Here is a 12,670-nt window from a genome sequence, read left to right as displayed (position 1 = left end):
AACGCTAAGTCCTCAAGAAGGGGTACGAGGTCCCACCCAGGGGCGCGGGGCTGTGTCATCAGCGGCTCCGCCGCGGGGCGCGACCGGCCACACACGACCCGCACCCGCCAACCACCAAGAACCCCCCACCCCATTGGGCGCCCAGACCCCTTCGGGGTGACCCCCGGCGCGTTGGGGACCCTCCCCGCGCGACCCCAAATTGCGTCCAGTAGGGTTTGGTCCGCATAAACATCCAAACCCCTGCCCGACGCAGCGCGGCGACCGACCCCCAGAAGGCAGGCCGCAGCCAACCCGCGCGGGCGAGACTCTCGGGAAGGCGCTACGTGAGTCCCAACGGCTCCGACCTCCCCCGCTGCCTGAAGGGCGCGGGCGGTACCCCCACGCCGCGGCGCCCGATGCGGCGGAAGCTGCTGCAGGCGATGACTGCGGGCCTGGTCCTGGTGACCGCGACCGGTTGCACATACAAGGACTTCCCCCGCCTTGGTATGCCCACCCCCACCACGGAAGAGGCCCCTCGGATCCTCTCCCTGTGGCAGGGATCCTGGGCAGCCGCGCTCGCCACCGGCGTGCTGGTCTGGGGCCTGATCCTGTGGAGCGCCATGTTCCACCGGCGCAGCCGCACCAAGGTCGAGGTACCCCCGCAGACCCGGTACAACATGCCCATCGAGGCGTTGTACACCGTGGTTCCGCTGATCATCGTCTCGGTGCTCTTCTACTTCACGGCACGTGACGAGTCGAAGCTCCTCGACACCTCCAAGAAGCCCGACCTGACGGTCAACGTCGTCGGCTTCCAGTGGAGCTGGGGCTTCAACTACATCGAGAACGTTCCGGGTTCCACCGGCGACGCGAACACCGACGAGAACCTGGCGGCCATTCCGGACCGGTTCAAGAAGGACTTCCCGGCCGACGCCGGCGGTGTCTACGACGTCGGCACGCCCGCGACGAAGAACCCGCAGACCGGGAACCCCGGTCCGACCCTCTGGCTCCCCAAGGGCAAGACGGTCCGCTTCGTCCTCACCTCGCGTGACGTCATCCACTCCTTCTGGGTCGTGCCGTTCCTGATGAAGCAGGACGTCATCCCGGGCCACACCAACGCCTTCCAGGTGACCCCCAACAAGGAGGGCACCTTCCTGGGCAAGTGCGCGGAACTCTGCGGCGTCGACCACTCCCGGATGCTGTTCAACGTGAAGGTCGTCTCCCCCGAGCGCTACGAGCAGCACCTCAAGGACCTCGCGAAGAAGGGGCAGACCGGTTACATTCCCGCCGGCATCGCGCAGACGAGCCACGAGAAGAACCGGGAGACGACAAACCTGTGAGCATCCTCAACGAACCCCAGGGTGCCGCCGCAGCTGAGGACTCGTACGAGAACGAGCTGCCGGTACGGCGCAAGCAGCCCGGCAACGTGGTCATCAAGTGGCTCACCACCACGGACCACAAGACGATCGGCACGCTGTATCTGGTGACGTCGTTCGCGTTCTTCTGCATCGGTGGCGTGATGGCGCTGTTCATGCGCGCCGAGCTGGCCCGGCCGGGTCTGCAGATCATGTCGAACGAGCAGTTCAACCAGGCGTTCACGATGCACGGCACGATCATGCTGCTGATGTTCGCGACACCGCTGTTCGCCGGTTTCACCAACTGGATCATGCCGCTCCAGATCGGCGCCCCCGACGTCGCCTTCCCGCGGCTGAACATGTTCGCCTACTGGCTCTACCTGTTCGGCTCCCTCATCGCCGTCGGCGGCTTCCTCACCCCCTCCGGCGCGGCCGACTTCGGCTGGTTCGCCTACTCCCCGCTCTCCGACGCCGTCCGCTCCCCCGGCATCGGCGCCGACCTGTGGATCATGGGCCTGGCCTTCTCCGGCTTCGGCACCATCCTCGGCGCGGTCAACTTCATCACCACCATCATCTGCATGCGCGCCCCCGGCATGACCATGTTCCGCATGCCGATCTTCGTGTGGAACGTGCTGCTGACCGCGGTCCTGGTCCTGCTCGCCTTCCCCGTGCTCGCCGCCGCGCTCTTCGCGCTGGAGGCGGATCGGAAATTCGGCGCACACGTCTTCGATGCCGCAAACGGTGGCGCCTTGCTGTGGCAACACCTGTTCTGGTTCTTCGGGCATCCAGAGGTGTACATCATCGCCCTGCCGTTCTTCGGCATCATCAGCGAGGTCATCCCGGTCTTCTCCCGCAAGCCGATGTTCGGCTACATGGGCCTGATCGGCGCGACCATCGCCATCGCCGGCCTGTCCGTGACGGTGTGGGCCCACCACATGTACGTCACCGGCGGCGTCCTCCTCCCGTTCTTCTCCTTCATGACGTTCCTCATCGCCGTCCCAACGGGCGTGAAGTTCTTCAACTGGATCGGAACCATGTGGAAGGGCAGTCTGTCCTTCGAGACACCAATGCTCTGGGCCACCGGCTTCCTCATCACCTTCACCTTCGGTGGTCTGACCGGTGTCATCCTGGCGTCGCCGCCGATGGACTTCCACGTCTCGGACTCCTACTTCGTGGTGGCGCACTTCCACTACGTCGTCTTCGGCACCGTGGTGTTCGCGATGTTCTCCGGCTTCCACTTCTGGTGGCCGAAGATGACGGGCAAGATGCTCGACGAGCGCCTCGGCAAGATCACCTTCTGGACCCTGTTCATCGGCTTCCACGGCACCTTCCTCGTCCAGCACTGGCTGGGCGCCGAGGGCATGCCGCGCCGGTACGCGGACTATCTCGCGGCCGACGGCTTCACGGCCCTGAACACGATCTCGACGATCAGTTCGTTCCTGCTCGGCCTCTCGGTCCTCCCGTTCTTCTACAACGTCTGGAAGACCGCGAAGTACGGCAAGAAGGTCGAGGTCGACGACCCGTGGGGCTACGGCCGCTCGCTGGAGTGGGCCACGTCCTGCCCGCCCCCGCGCCACAACTTCCTCACCCTGCCGCGTATCCGCAGTGAATCCCCGGCGTTCGACCTGCACCACCCGGAGATCGCCGCGCTCGACCAGCTGGAGAACGCCGGTCACGGCGAGAAGGCCCTCGTCGGCGGCAAGGAGGCGGGCAAGTGAAGGTCCAGGGCAAGATGTTCATCTGGCTCGCCGTCTTCGTCCTCGCCATGGCGATCGTCTACGGCGTGTGGTCGAAGGAGCCGGCGGGCACCACGGCGCTCTTCCTCGCCTTCGGCCTGTGCATCATGGTCGGCTACTACCTGGCCTTCACGGCCCGGCGGGTCGACGTGGGCGCCCAGGACAACAAGGAAGCGGACATCGCGGACGACGCCGGCGAGGTCGGGTTCTTCAGCCCGCACAGCTGGCAGCCGCTCTCGCTGGCGATCGGCGGCGCGCTGCTCTTCCTGAGCGTCGCGATCGGCTGGTGGCTGGCGTACTTCGCGGCCCCGCTGCTCCTGATCGGCCTGTGGGGCTGGGTCTTCGAGTACTACCGCGGTGAGAACCGCACCCAGTAACACGCTCGGCACCCAAGGGAGCCCGGACACTCCGTCAGGAGAGTCCGGGCTCCCTCTTTTGCCACGCCCTCGTTCCCCCGCACGGATCACCCGCCGCGCCGAGGCCGACGTACGTTCTTAGCGTGAGGGCATGAGCCACTCACCGCGTAACCGTACGGTCGTCAGTTGCACCCTCCTGGTGGCCGCCCTGGGCGCCTCCGCCACCGCCTGCGGCTCCGACGGTCACCCCCTCTCGGCGAAGCCGTACGACGCGGCTGAGCAGATCTCCTTCGGCGGCTCCGTCGACGACGGGAAGAAGGCCGACCCGGACAAGCCCCTGGAGGTCACCTCCGAGGACTCAGACGGCCGCATCACGGACGTCACGGCCGTCGACGCGACCGGACGCTACGTGGCCGGCGAACTCTCCGCCGACGGCAGCCGCTGGCACAGCACCTCACCCCTGGCCGCGGGCGCCCGCTACACGGTCCGCGTGAGCACCGAGGACGAGGACGGGGCCCCCGGCCGCGAGACCATCGCCTTCGACACCAGCAGGCCCACCACCAAGAAGCGCCTGAACGTCACCTTCGGCCCGAAGGCGGGCACCTACGGCGTGGGCCAGCCGGTGACGGCCGAACTCAGCCAGCCCGTACGGGAGAAGGCGCAGCGCGCGATAGTCGAGCGCGCCCTCAAGGTGGACTCGACCCCCGCCGCCGAGGGCGCGTGGCACTGGGTGGACGACAAGGAACTCCACTACCGCCCCAAGGAGTACTGGCCCGCCAAGGCCACCGTCCAGGTGCACAGCAACCTGCCCGGCATCAAGATCGCCGACCGCCTCTGGGGTGGCACGGCCAAGCCCCTGAAGTTCACCACCGGCGACCGGGTCGTCGCCGTCACAGACGCGTCGTCCCACGAGATGACCGTCTACAAGAACGACGAGGTGATCAACACCATCCCGGTCACCACGGGCAAGCCCGGCTTCGAGACCCGCAACGGCGTCAAGGTCGTACTAGGCAAGGAGTACTTCGTACGCATGCGCGGCACCAGCATCGGCATAGCCGAGGGCAGCGCCGAGTCCTACGACCTGCCGGTCTACTACGCCACCCGGGTGACCTGGAGCGGCGAGTACGTCCACGCCGCCCCCTGGTCGGTCGGCTCCCAGGGCTCCGCCAACGTCAGCCACGGCTGCACCGGCATGAGCACCGGCAACGCCGAGTGGTTCTTCGACACCGTCCGCGAGGGCGACGTGGTCAAGGTGGTCAACTCCTACGGCGACACCATGGAAACCTTCGGCAACGGCTTCGGCGACTGGAACCTCAACTGGCAGAAATGGCAAGCGGGAAGTGCCCTGACAAACGGCACGACAGCAGGCCAGACCACTGTCCAGACGGCAAAGCTACGACCGACGTCAGCCTGAGGAGCAGTCAGGGGCGCGGGGAACTGCGCGACAAGCCACAACGGCGCAGCACCCGCCACGAAAACCGAACCCCCCACCCCCCCCTAGGCGCTGAGTGCCTTCTTCGACCGCAACAGTGAAGCCAACGCAGAAGCGAACTCCACCGGATCCACCGGCAAGGTGACCGCCGAGTCCGCCCGAGACCACGTCGCCAGCCACGCATCCTGAGGCCGCCCGATCAGCAACAGCACCGGCGGACACTCGAACACCTCGTCCTTGATCTGCCGGCACATCCCCATGCCCCCCATGGGCACGGCCTCACCATCAAGCACGCACACATCGATCCCGCCCTTGTCCAACTCCTTCAGGACAGCAGCGGGAGTCGCACACTCAAGGAACTCGACGGCGGGAACATCCGGCGCAGGCCGCCGCCCCGTCGCCAACCGCACCTGCTCGCGGGTGTTGGAGTCGTCGCTGTAGACCAGCACCGTGGCGGTCGGCTGCATTGTTCCCTCCGAGACATCAGCGTCGTACGGACAGCCGGATGCTACTCCTTCGGACCCCCGGTCTGAACACCGTCGGAACACCGCTCACACGGCTGTCCGATGGGCCATACGGGCTGGACACACCCCACCAACACTCCGAACGGCACCCCCCGGGGTGAGGGCGGGATAAGCGACCGACATAATGTCGGTCGTGGCGACAGCAACGACAGTAGAAACCGGGCACGCGCACCCGTCGGTCAACCGGCCGAACCTCACCAGCGTCGGAACCATCATCTGGCTGAGTTCCGAGCTGATGTTCTTCGCGGCCCTCTTCGCGATGTACTTCACCCTGCGATCGGTGACCGGTCCGGATCACTGGAAGGAGATGGCCTCCAACCTGAACTTCCCGTTCTCGGCGGCCAACACCACGATCCTGGTGCTCTCCTCCCTCACCTGCCAGCTCGGCGTGTTCGCCGCCGAGCGCGGTGATGTGAAGAAGCTCCGGATGTGGTTCATCGTCACCTTCGTGATGGGTGCGATCTTCATCGGCGGTCAGGTCTTCGAGTACACCGAGCTGGTCAAGCACGAGGGCCTCTCGCTCTCGTCGGACCCGTACGGCTCGGTGTTCTACCTGACCACCGGGTTCCACGGTCTGCACGTGACCGGCGGTCTCATCGCCTTCCTGTTCGTCCTCGGCAGGACGTACGCGGCACGAAGGTTCACTCATGAGCAGGCGACCGCCGCGATCGTCGTGTCCTACTACTGGCACTTCGTCGACGTCGTCTGGATCGGGCTCTTCGCCACGATCTACATGATCAAGTAGCCGGGCCCGCCCGATCCTCACATCGGGTCCGCCCGATACCTCCCAGAAGACTCGACGCTGAAGATCCTGACACCGGGGTAATCCGTGAAAAAGCTCTCCGCACGACGACGCCATCCGCTGGCGGCGGTCGTCGTCCTACTCATCGCGCTGGCGGCCGTCGGGGGGCTGTACGCCACACTCGCACCCGCGAGCAAGGCACAGGCCGATGAAACCGCCCAGTCCCTCACCATCACCGAGGGACAGCGGCTGTACTCCGTGGGCTGCGCAAGCTGCCACGGCACCGGCGGTCAGGGCACCTCCGACGGTCCGAGCCTGGTGGGCGTGGGCGCCGCGGCGGTCGACTTCCAGGTGGCGACCGGCCGTATGCCGGCCGCGACCTCGCAGGGCGCGCAGATCCCGAAGAAGAAGAACATCTACTCGCAGGCCGAGATCGACCAGCTCGCGGCGTTCATCGCGTCGCTGGGCGCCGGTCCGTCCGTGCCGACCGAGGAGCAGTACGGCCCCGACGGCGCGGACATCGCCAAGGGTGGCGAACTCTTCCGCACCAACTGCGCCCAGTGCCACAACTTCACCGGCAAGGGCGGTGCGCTCACGCACGGCAAGTTCGCCCCGGACCTTGAGGGTGTCGACCCGAAGCACATCTACGAGGCCATGCAGACCGGCCCGCAGAACATGCCGTCCTTCCCCGACACGACGCTGTCGGAGAAGAACAAGAAGGACATCATCGCGTACCTCGACGCGGTCAACGGCGATGACACCGTGGAGCCCGGCGGTCTCGGTCTGGGCGGTCTCGGACCGGTCAGTGAGGGCCTGTTCGCCTGGATCTTCGGCCTCGGAGCGCTCATCGCGGTCGCCGTCTGGGTCGCCGCTCGGACCGCAAAGGCCAAGAAGTCATGAGTAGCCAAGACATTCCAGAAGAGAACCTGCCCGCCGAGCGGGCCACCGACCAGCACAATCACGGTGCTGTGGGCGTAGCCGACGACAAGGACCCGTTCGCGGACCCGGGGCTGCCGCCCCACGAGCACCGCGTCCAGGACATCGACGAGCGGGCCGCCAAGCGGTCCGAGCGCGCGGTCGCCTTCATGTTCACGCTGTCGATGCTGGCCACCGTCGGCTTCATCGCCTCGTACGTCGGGATCCCGCACGACAAGGCGATCTACGTCTTCCCGATCGGGCACATCAACGCGCTGAACTTCGCGCTGGGCCTGACCCTCGGGATCGCGCTCTTCGCGATCGGCGCGGGCGCGGTCCACTGGGCCCGCACCCTGATGTCCGACGAGGAACTCGTCGACGAGCGGCACGCGATCGCGGCGCCGCCCGAGGTCAAGGCGAAGGTCCTGGCCGACTTCAAGCAGGGCGCCAAGGAGTCCGCGATCGGCCGGCGCAAGCTGGTCCGCAACACGATGTTCGGCGCGCTGGCCCTGTTCCCGCTCTCCGGCGTCGTCCTGCTCCGCGACCTCGGCCCGCTGCCCGGGACGAAGCTCCGCCACACCCTGTGGTCCAAGGGCAAGCTGCTCGTCAACATGAACACGAACGAGCCGCTGCGTCCCTCGGACGTCGTGGTCGGTTCACTCACCTTCGCCAAGCCCGAGGGCCTGGAGGAGGACGACCACGAGTTCCAGACCGAGATCGCCAAGGCCGCCCTGATGATCGTCCGCATCCAGCCGGACAACATCAAGGACAAGCGCGAGCTCGAGTGGTCCCACGAGGGCATCGTGGCGTACTCGAAGATCTGCACCCACGTCGGTTGCCCGATCTCCCTGTACGAGCAGCAGACGCACCACGTGCTCTGCCCCTGCCACCAGTCCACCTTCGACCTCTCCGACGGCGCCCGGGTGATCTTCGGCCCCGCCGGTCACGCCCTGCCGCAGCTGCGCATCGGCGTGAACGACGAGGGCTACCTTGAGGCGCTCGGCGACTTCTCCGAGCCCGTCGGTCCTGCTTTCTGGGAGCGCGGATGAGCACTACGGCAAACACCACGGACGCGCGTTCGTCGCGCGAGAAGGCGCCCGCCGGTGAGCGGGTCGCCGACTGGGCCGACGGCCGGCTGGGCATCTACGGCCTGGCCAAGGCCAACATGCGCAAGATCTTCCCCGACCACTGGTCGTTCATGCTGGGCGAGGTCTGCCTCTACAGCTTCATCATCATCATCCTCACGGGTGTGTACCTGACGCTGTTCTTCCACCCGTCGATGAACGAGGTGGAGTACCACGGCAGCTACATCCCGCTGCAGGGCCAGCTGATGTCCGAGGCGTTCAACTCGACCATGCACATCTCCTTCGATGTGCGCGGTGGTCTGCTGATCCGGCAGATCCACCACTGGGCGGCGCTGATCTTCCTCGCCGGCATGTTCGTGCACATGATGCGCGTGTTCTTCACGGGTGCGTTCCGCAAGCCCCGCGAGGTCAACTGGGTGTTCGGATTCCTGCTGTTCGTCCTGGGCATGTTCACCGGGTTCACCGGCTACTCGCTCCCGGACGACCTGCTCTCCGGCACCGGTGTGCGCTTCATGGAGGGCGCGGTCCTGTCCGTGCCGGTCGTGGGCACGTACCTGTCGTTCTTCCTGTTCGGCGGCGAGTTCCCGGGCGGCGACTTCGTGGCCCGGTTCTACTCGGTCCACGTACTGCTGCTGCCGGGCATCATGCTCGGCCTGCTGGTGGCGCACCTGATCCTGGTCTTCTACCACAAGCACACGCAGTTCGCGGGCCCCGGAAAGACGAACAACAACGTCGTCGGCATGCCGCTGCTGCCGGTCTACATGGCCAAGGCCGGAGGCTTCTTCTTCCTGGTCTTCGGTGTCATCGCGGTCATCGCGGCCATCGCCTCGATCAACCCGATCTGGACCATGGGCCCCTACCGTCCGGACCAGGTGTCCACCGGCGCGCAGCCCGACTGGTACATGGGCTTCTCCGAGGGCCTGATCCGTGTCATGCCGGGCTGGGAGATCAACGCCTGGGGTCACACACTCGTCCTGGGTGTGTTCATCCCGCTGATCATCTTCCCGCTGGTCCTGGTCGCGATCGCGGTCTACCCGTTCATCGAGTCCTGGGTCACCGGCGACAAGAGCGAGCACCACATCCTGGACCGCCCGCGCAACGCGCCGACCCGTACGGCCTTCGGTGTCGCGTGGATCACCTGGTACATGGTGCTGCTGATCGGTGGTGGGAACGACCTCTGGGCCACCCACTTCCACCTGTCGATCAACGCGATCACCTGGTTCGTCCGCATCGCGTTCTTCGTCGCCCCGGTCCTCGCGTTCATCGCCACCAAGCGGATCTGCCTCGGCCTCCAGCGCCGCGACAAGGACAAGGTGCTGCACGGCCGCGAGTCGGGCATCATCAAGCGCCTGCCGCACGGTGAGTTCATCGAGGTGCACGAGCCGCTCAGCCAGGAGGCCCTGCACACGCTCACGGCTCACGAGCAGTACGAGCCGGCCGCGATCGGCGCGACGGTCGACGAGAACGGTGTCGAGCGCAAGGTGAAGGGCCCGGAGAAGCTGCGGGCCAAGCTCAGCAAGTCGTACTACGGCGAGGACGGCCAGATCGCCAAGCCGACCGCCGATGAGTACAAGGAGATCACGAGCGGCCACGGCCACCACTGATCCCCTCGCTTCGCCACACAGTCGAAGGGCCCCGTCCGATCACCGGACGGGGCCCTTTGCCGTGCCCCTGGCTGGATAGGGTGGGAGCACACTTTCTGACTGTCGAGAGTTCCCCTCTCGTACGACACCCTGGAGCGGCCTTATGAGCGCTGTGACCCCCGCAGGAGGCGACACCGCGGCGGGCCGTTCCTGGCCCGAGGTGCTGAACGCCCTGCTGTACGGCCGGGACCAGAGCGCCGACGCCACGGCCTGGGCGATGGACCAGATCATGCGGGGCGAGGCGACCGACGCGCAGATCGCCGGGTTCGTGGTGGCGCTGCGCGCCAAGGGCGAGACGGTGGAGGAGATCACCGGCCTGGTCCGGGCGATGTACGAGCACGCGAACGTCATCGAGGTGTCCGGGCGGACCGTCGACATCGTCGGCACGGGCGGCGACGGCGCGAAGACGGTGAACATCTCCACGATGTCCTCGCTCGTCGTGGCCGGCACCGGCGCCAAGGTCGTCAAGCACGGCAACCGGGCGGCCTCGTCGGCGTCGGGCTCCTCGGACGTCCTGGCCAAGCTCGGCGTCAACCTCGATCTGACCCCGCAGCGGGTCGCCGAGGTGGCCGAGGAGGCCGGCATCACCTTCTGCTTCGCCATCAAGTTCCACCCGGCGCTGCGTCACGCGGGCGCCGCCCGCGGCCAGTTGGGCATCCGTACGGTGTTCAACGCCCTCGGTCCGCTGACCAACCCGGCGAAGGTGAAGGCCCAGGCGGTGGGCGTCGCCGACCCGTTGATGGCACCGATCGTCGCCGGTGTCTTCGCCGAACGCGGCAACTCCTCCCTGGTCTTCCGCGGTGACGACGGCCTCGACGAACTGACGACCACGGCCACCTCCCACGTCTGGATCGTCCGGGACGGCAAGGTCACCGAGGAGACCTTCGACCCGCGCGACGCCGGACTCGAACTGGTGCCGGTGGAGGCGCTGCGCGGCGGCGACCCGGCGCACAACGCGGAGGTGGCCCGCCGTCTCCTCGACGGTGAGACCGGGCCTGTACGTGATGCCGTACTGCTGAACTCGGCGGCGGCGCTCGTGGCGTTGGATCCGACCGGGGGACCGCTCGCCGAGCAGCTCCGGGCCGGTATGGAGAGGGCTGCGGAGTCGATCGACTCGGGTGCGGCCAAGCGGACGCTGGAGCGCTGGGTGGCGGCCACCAACAAGTAATTCCGTGCCGATGGGCGTCCCGCGATCCGGACACGGGTTGCGGGGCGTCGATCACTTCACGTATTTTCTGCACCAGGTCATGAGTGACAGTCATGAGGCCCCGGCCGACTGTCCGGCAACCCTCCGTCCGTGGCGGGGTGCCCCGGGATGAAGACCAGGCCGTAAGCAGCAAGGCTTACGGCAAGCGCGGGCCCCTCTCGACACCAGGGGTCCTGGTCGTTCGAGGGAGTCTTCCGTGAGCAAGCGAATGCGATAGGGCTGCCGAGCCCCGCCTCCGCGCACCCTTTTTTCCTTCCTTCCCGTGCTTGAGCCGTATGCGCTCGCGCGGTGATTCCTCTTGTCTCTCACGGGAGTTCGCCATGTCTGTCTCCACCGTTGCCGCCGCCCAGACGGTTTGTTCGCCTCTGCCCGTTCTCGGCCGAGATGTCACCGTCCCGCTCGTCACCGGTGGCGAGGTCACCTACGCGGCGCTCGACTACGCGGCCAGCGCGCCCGCGCTCCAGCGGGTCTGGGACGACGTGGCGGCGTACGCGCCCTACTACGGCAGCGTGCACCGGGGCGCCGGCTATCTCTCCCAGCTGTCGACGGACCTCTTCGAGAACGCCCGCCGGACGGTCACGGAGTTCCTGGACTGCCGGGCCGACGACCAGCTGATCTTCACCCGGTCCACCACCGACTCCCTCAACCTGCTCGCCGCCGCGCTCCCCGCCGGGTGCCAGGTCTTCGTCTTCGAGACCGAGCACCACGCCTCGTTGCTGCCCTGGAAGGACGCCCAGGTCACCTACCTCAACGCCCCGCGTACCCCGCAGCAGGCCGTGGCCACGCTGGAGGAGGCCCTCGCCGCCCGCGACCCTCACGGCCCGGCCCTCGTCTGCGTCACCGGCGCGTCCAACGTCACCGGTGAGCTGTGGCCCGTACGGGAGCTGGCCGCCGCCGCCCACGCGCACGGTGCCCGGATCGTCCTGGACGCCGCCCAGCTCGCCCCGCACCACCCCGTCTCCGTCCAGGACCTGGACGTCGACTGGGTCGCCTTCTCCGGGCACAAGCTGTACGCGCCCTTCGGCTCCGGTGTCCTGGCCGGGCGTGCCGACTGGCTGCGGGCGGCCGATCCGTACCTCGCGGGGGGCGGCGCCAGTCGTAAGGTCACGCGGCGTGCGGACGGGGGAGTGGACGTGGAGTGGCACGACAGCGCGGCGCGGCACGAGGCGGGGTCGCCGAACGTGATCGGGGCCTACTCGATCGCGGCTGCGTGCAAGGCGCTCACCGAGGCCGGCTTCGATTCGCTGGTGGCCCGGGAGCAGTACCTGATCGACACCGTGCGGGCGGGGCTGGCGGAGGTGCCCGAGGTCCGGGTTCTCTCGCTGTTCGGGGACGACGCGCCCCGGGTCGGGGTCATCTCGTTCGTCGTCGAGGGGTGGAACAGCTCGCACTTCGCGGCGGCGCTGTCCGCGGAGTACGGGATCGGGGTGCGGGACGGGCTGTTCTGCGCGCATCCGCTGGTGCGGACGCTGCTGGGGAGTGACCCGCAGACTCAGGGGGAGTGTGGGGCGCCTGAGGCGGCTCCCGGCGAGAAGTCGCTCAACGCCATTCGCGTGAGCTTCGGGGCGGGTACGCCGGACGAGCATGTCGAGCGGTTCGTGGGTGCGGTGAAGGAGCTTGTGCGGGACGGGGCTCGGTGGCAGTACCGGACCGAGGACGGGCGGTGCGTTCCGGCGGTCTGACAATCCGGGCCGGCTGC

11 protein-coding genes and 1 riboswitch are annotated in these 12,670 nt (G+C 67.4%); of the genes, 10 read left to right on the top strand and 1 reads right to left on the bottom strand.

What is annotated here, in order from left to right; translation table 11 throughout:
• The first annotated feature begins 323 nt into the window (after positions 1–323).
• The 4 genes from coxB to ACFYXF_RS16235 all read left to right on the top strand — a co-directional run bounded on the left by coxB (position 324) and on the right by ACFYXF_RS16235 (position 4,837).
• Entirely contained in the window at positions 324–1,316 is a 993-nt protein-coding gene (coxB, locus tag ACFYXF_RS16250; protein ID WP_389350208.1) for a cytochrome c oxidase subunit II, read from the top strand.
• Entirely contained in the window at positions 1,313–3,049 is a 1,737-nt protein-coding gene (ctaD, locus tag ACFYXF_RS16245) for a cytochrome c oxidase subunit I (RefSeq protein ID WP_389350207.1), read from the top strand. The genes coxB and ctaD overlap by 4 nt, the downstream gene beginning before the upstream one ends.
• The gene (locus tag ACFYXF_RS16240) at positions 3,046–3,444 is read left to right on the top strand and encodes a cytochrome c oxidase subunit 4 (protein WP_369037389.1); all 399 of its coding nucleotides are present in this window, start codon (positions 3,046–3,048) and stop codon (positions 3,442–3,444) included. The genes ctaD and ACFYXF_RS16240 overlap by 4 nt, the downstream gene beginning before the upstream one ends.
• 130 nt (positions 3,445–3,574) lie before the next feature.
• Positions 3,575–4,837, top strand: a complete 1,263-nt coding sequence (locus ACFYXF_RS16235; RefSeq protein ID WP_389350206.1) for an Ig-like domain-containing protein — start codon at positions 3,575–3,577, stop codon at positions 4,835–4,837.
• A gap of 83 nt (positions 4,838–4,920) precedes the next feature.
• Here the strand turns inward: ACFYXF_RS16235 and ACFYXF_RS16230 are convergent, their stop codons facing one another.
• Positions 4,921–5,322, bottom strand: a complete 402-nt coding sequence (locus ACFYXF_RS16230) for a hypothetical protein (RefSeq protein ID WP_389350205.1) — start codon at positions 5,320–5,322, stop codon at positions 4,921–4,923.
• Positions 5,323–5,503: 181 nt separating this feature from the next.
• Here ACFYXF_RS16230 and ACFYXF_RS16225 point away from each other — a divergent pair, with 181 nt between their 5' ends.
• The 6 genes from ACFYXF_RS16225 (at position 5,504) to ACFYXF_RS16200 (ending at position 12,653) form a co-directional block, all read left to right on the top strand.
• Positions 5,504–6,124: a heme-copper oxidase subunit III gene (locus ACFYXF_RS16225; protein ID WP_369037386.1), complete on the top strand. Its 621-nt coding sequence runs from the start codon at positions 5,504–5,506 to the stop codon at positions 6,122–6,124.
• A gap of 84 nt (positions 6,125–6,208) precedes the next feature.
• Entirely contained in the window at positions 6,209–7,021 is an 813-nt protein-coding gene (locus tag ACFYXF_RS16220) for a c-type cytochrome (protein WP_389350204.1), read from the top strand.
• The gene (locus ACFYXF_RS16215) at positions 7,018–8,085 is read left to right on the top strand and encodes a Rieske 2Fe-2S domain-containing protein (protein WP_389350203.1); all 1,068 of its coding nucleotides are present in this window, start codon (positions 7,018–7,020) and stop codon (positions 8,083–8,085) included. The genes ACFYXF_RS16220 and ACFYXF_RS16215 overlap by 4 nt, the downstream gene beginning before the upstream one ends.
• Positions 8,082–9,725, top strand: coding sequence for a cytochrome bc complex cytochrome b subunit (locus tag ACFYXF_RS16210; protein ID WP_389350202.1), 1,644 nt, complete (start codon positions 8,082–8,084; stop codon positions 9,723–9,725). The genes ACFYXF_RS16215 and ACFYXF_RS16210 overlap by 4 nt, the downstream gene beginning before the upstream one ends.
• 142 nt (positions 9,726–9,867) lie before the next feature.
• Positions 9,868–10,932 (top strand): anthranilate phosphoribosyltransferase, encoded by a 1,065-nt coding sequence (gene trpD, locus ACFYXF_RS16205; RefSeq protein WP_389350201.1) that lies wholly within the window; start codon positions 9,868–9,870, stop codon positions 10,930–10,932.
• Between the two features lie 75 nt (positions 10,933–11,007).
• Positions 11,008–11,125, top strand: a riboswitch (SAM riboswitch).
• A gap of 166 nt (positions 11,126–11,291) precedes the next feature.
• Entirely contained in the window at positions 11,292–12,653 is a 1,362-nt protein-coding gene (locus tag ACFYXF_RS16200) for an aminotransferase class V-fold PLP-dependent enzyme (protein WP_389350200.1), read from the top strand.
• Positions 12,654–12,670 lie beyond the last annotated feature (17 nt).

This window comes from Streptomyces sp. NPDC002680 (genome assembly GCF_042889145.1).
In the GTDB taxonomy this organism is placed as follows: domain Bacteria; phylum Actinomycetota; class Actinomycetes; order Streptomycetales; family Streptomycetaceae; genus Streptomyces; species Streptomyces adonidis.
The sequence above is the reverse complement of the archived record's forward strand: the minus strand, read 5'-3'. Positions and strand labels throughout refer to the sequence as shown.

Coding starts and splice junctions, on each gene's coding strand:
- ACFYXF_RS16215 (WP_389350203.1), top strand. CDS start 7,018: ATGAGTAGCCAAGACATTCCAGAAGAGAACCTGCCCGCCGAGCGGGCC.
- ACFYXF_RS16230 (WP_389350205.1), bottom strand. CDS start 5,322: ATGCAGCCGACCGCCACGGTGCTGGTCTACAGCGACGACTCCAACACC.
- ACFYXF_RS16225 (WP_369037386.1), top strand. CDS start 5,504: ATGTCGGTCGTGGCGACAGCAACGACAGTAGAAACCGGGCACGCGCAC.
- ACFYXF_RS16235 (WP_389350206.1), top strand. CDS start 3,575: ATGAGCCACTCACCGCGTAACCGTACGGTCGTCAGTTGCACCCTCCTG.
- ACFYXF_RS16210 (WP_389350202.1), top strand. CDS start 8,082: ATGAGCACTACGGCAAACACCACGGACGCGCGTTCGTCGCGCGAGAAG.
- ACFYXF_RS16200 (WP_389350200.1), top strand. CDS start 11,292: ATGTCTGTCTCCACCGTTGCCGCCGCCCAGACGGTTTGTTCGCCTCTG.
- trpD (WP_389350201.1), top strand. CDS start 9,868: ATGAGCGCTGTGACCCCCGCAGGAGGCGACACCGCGGCGGGCCGTTCC.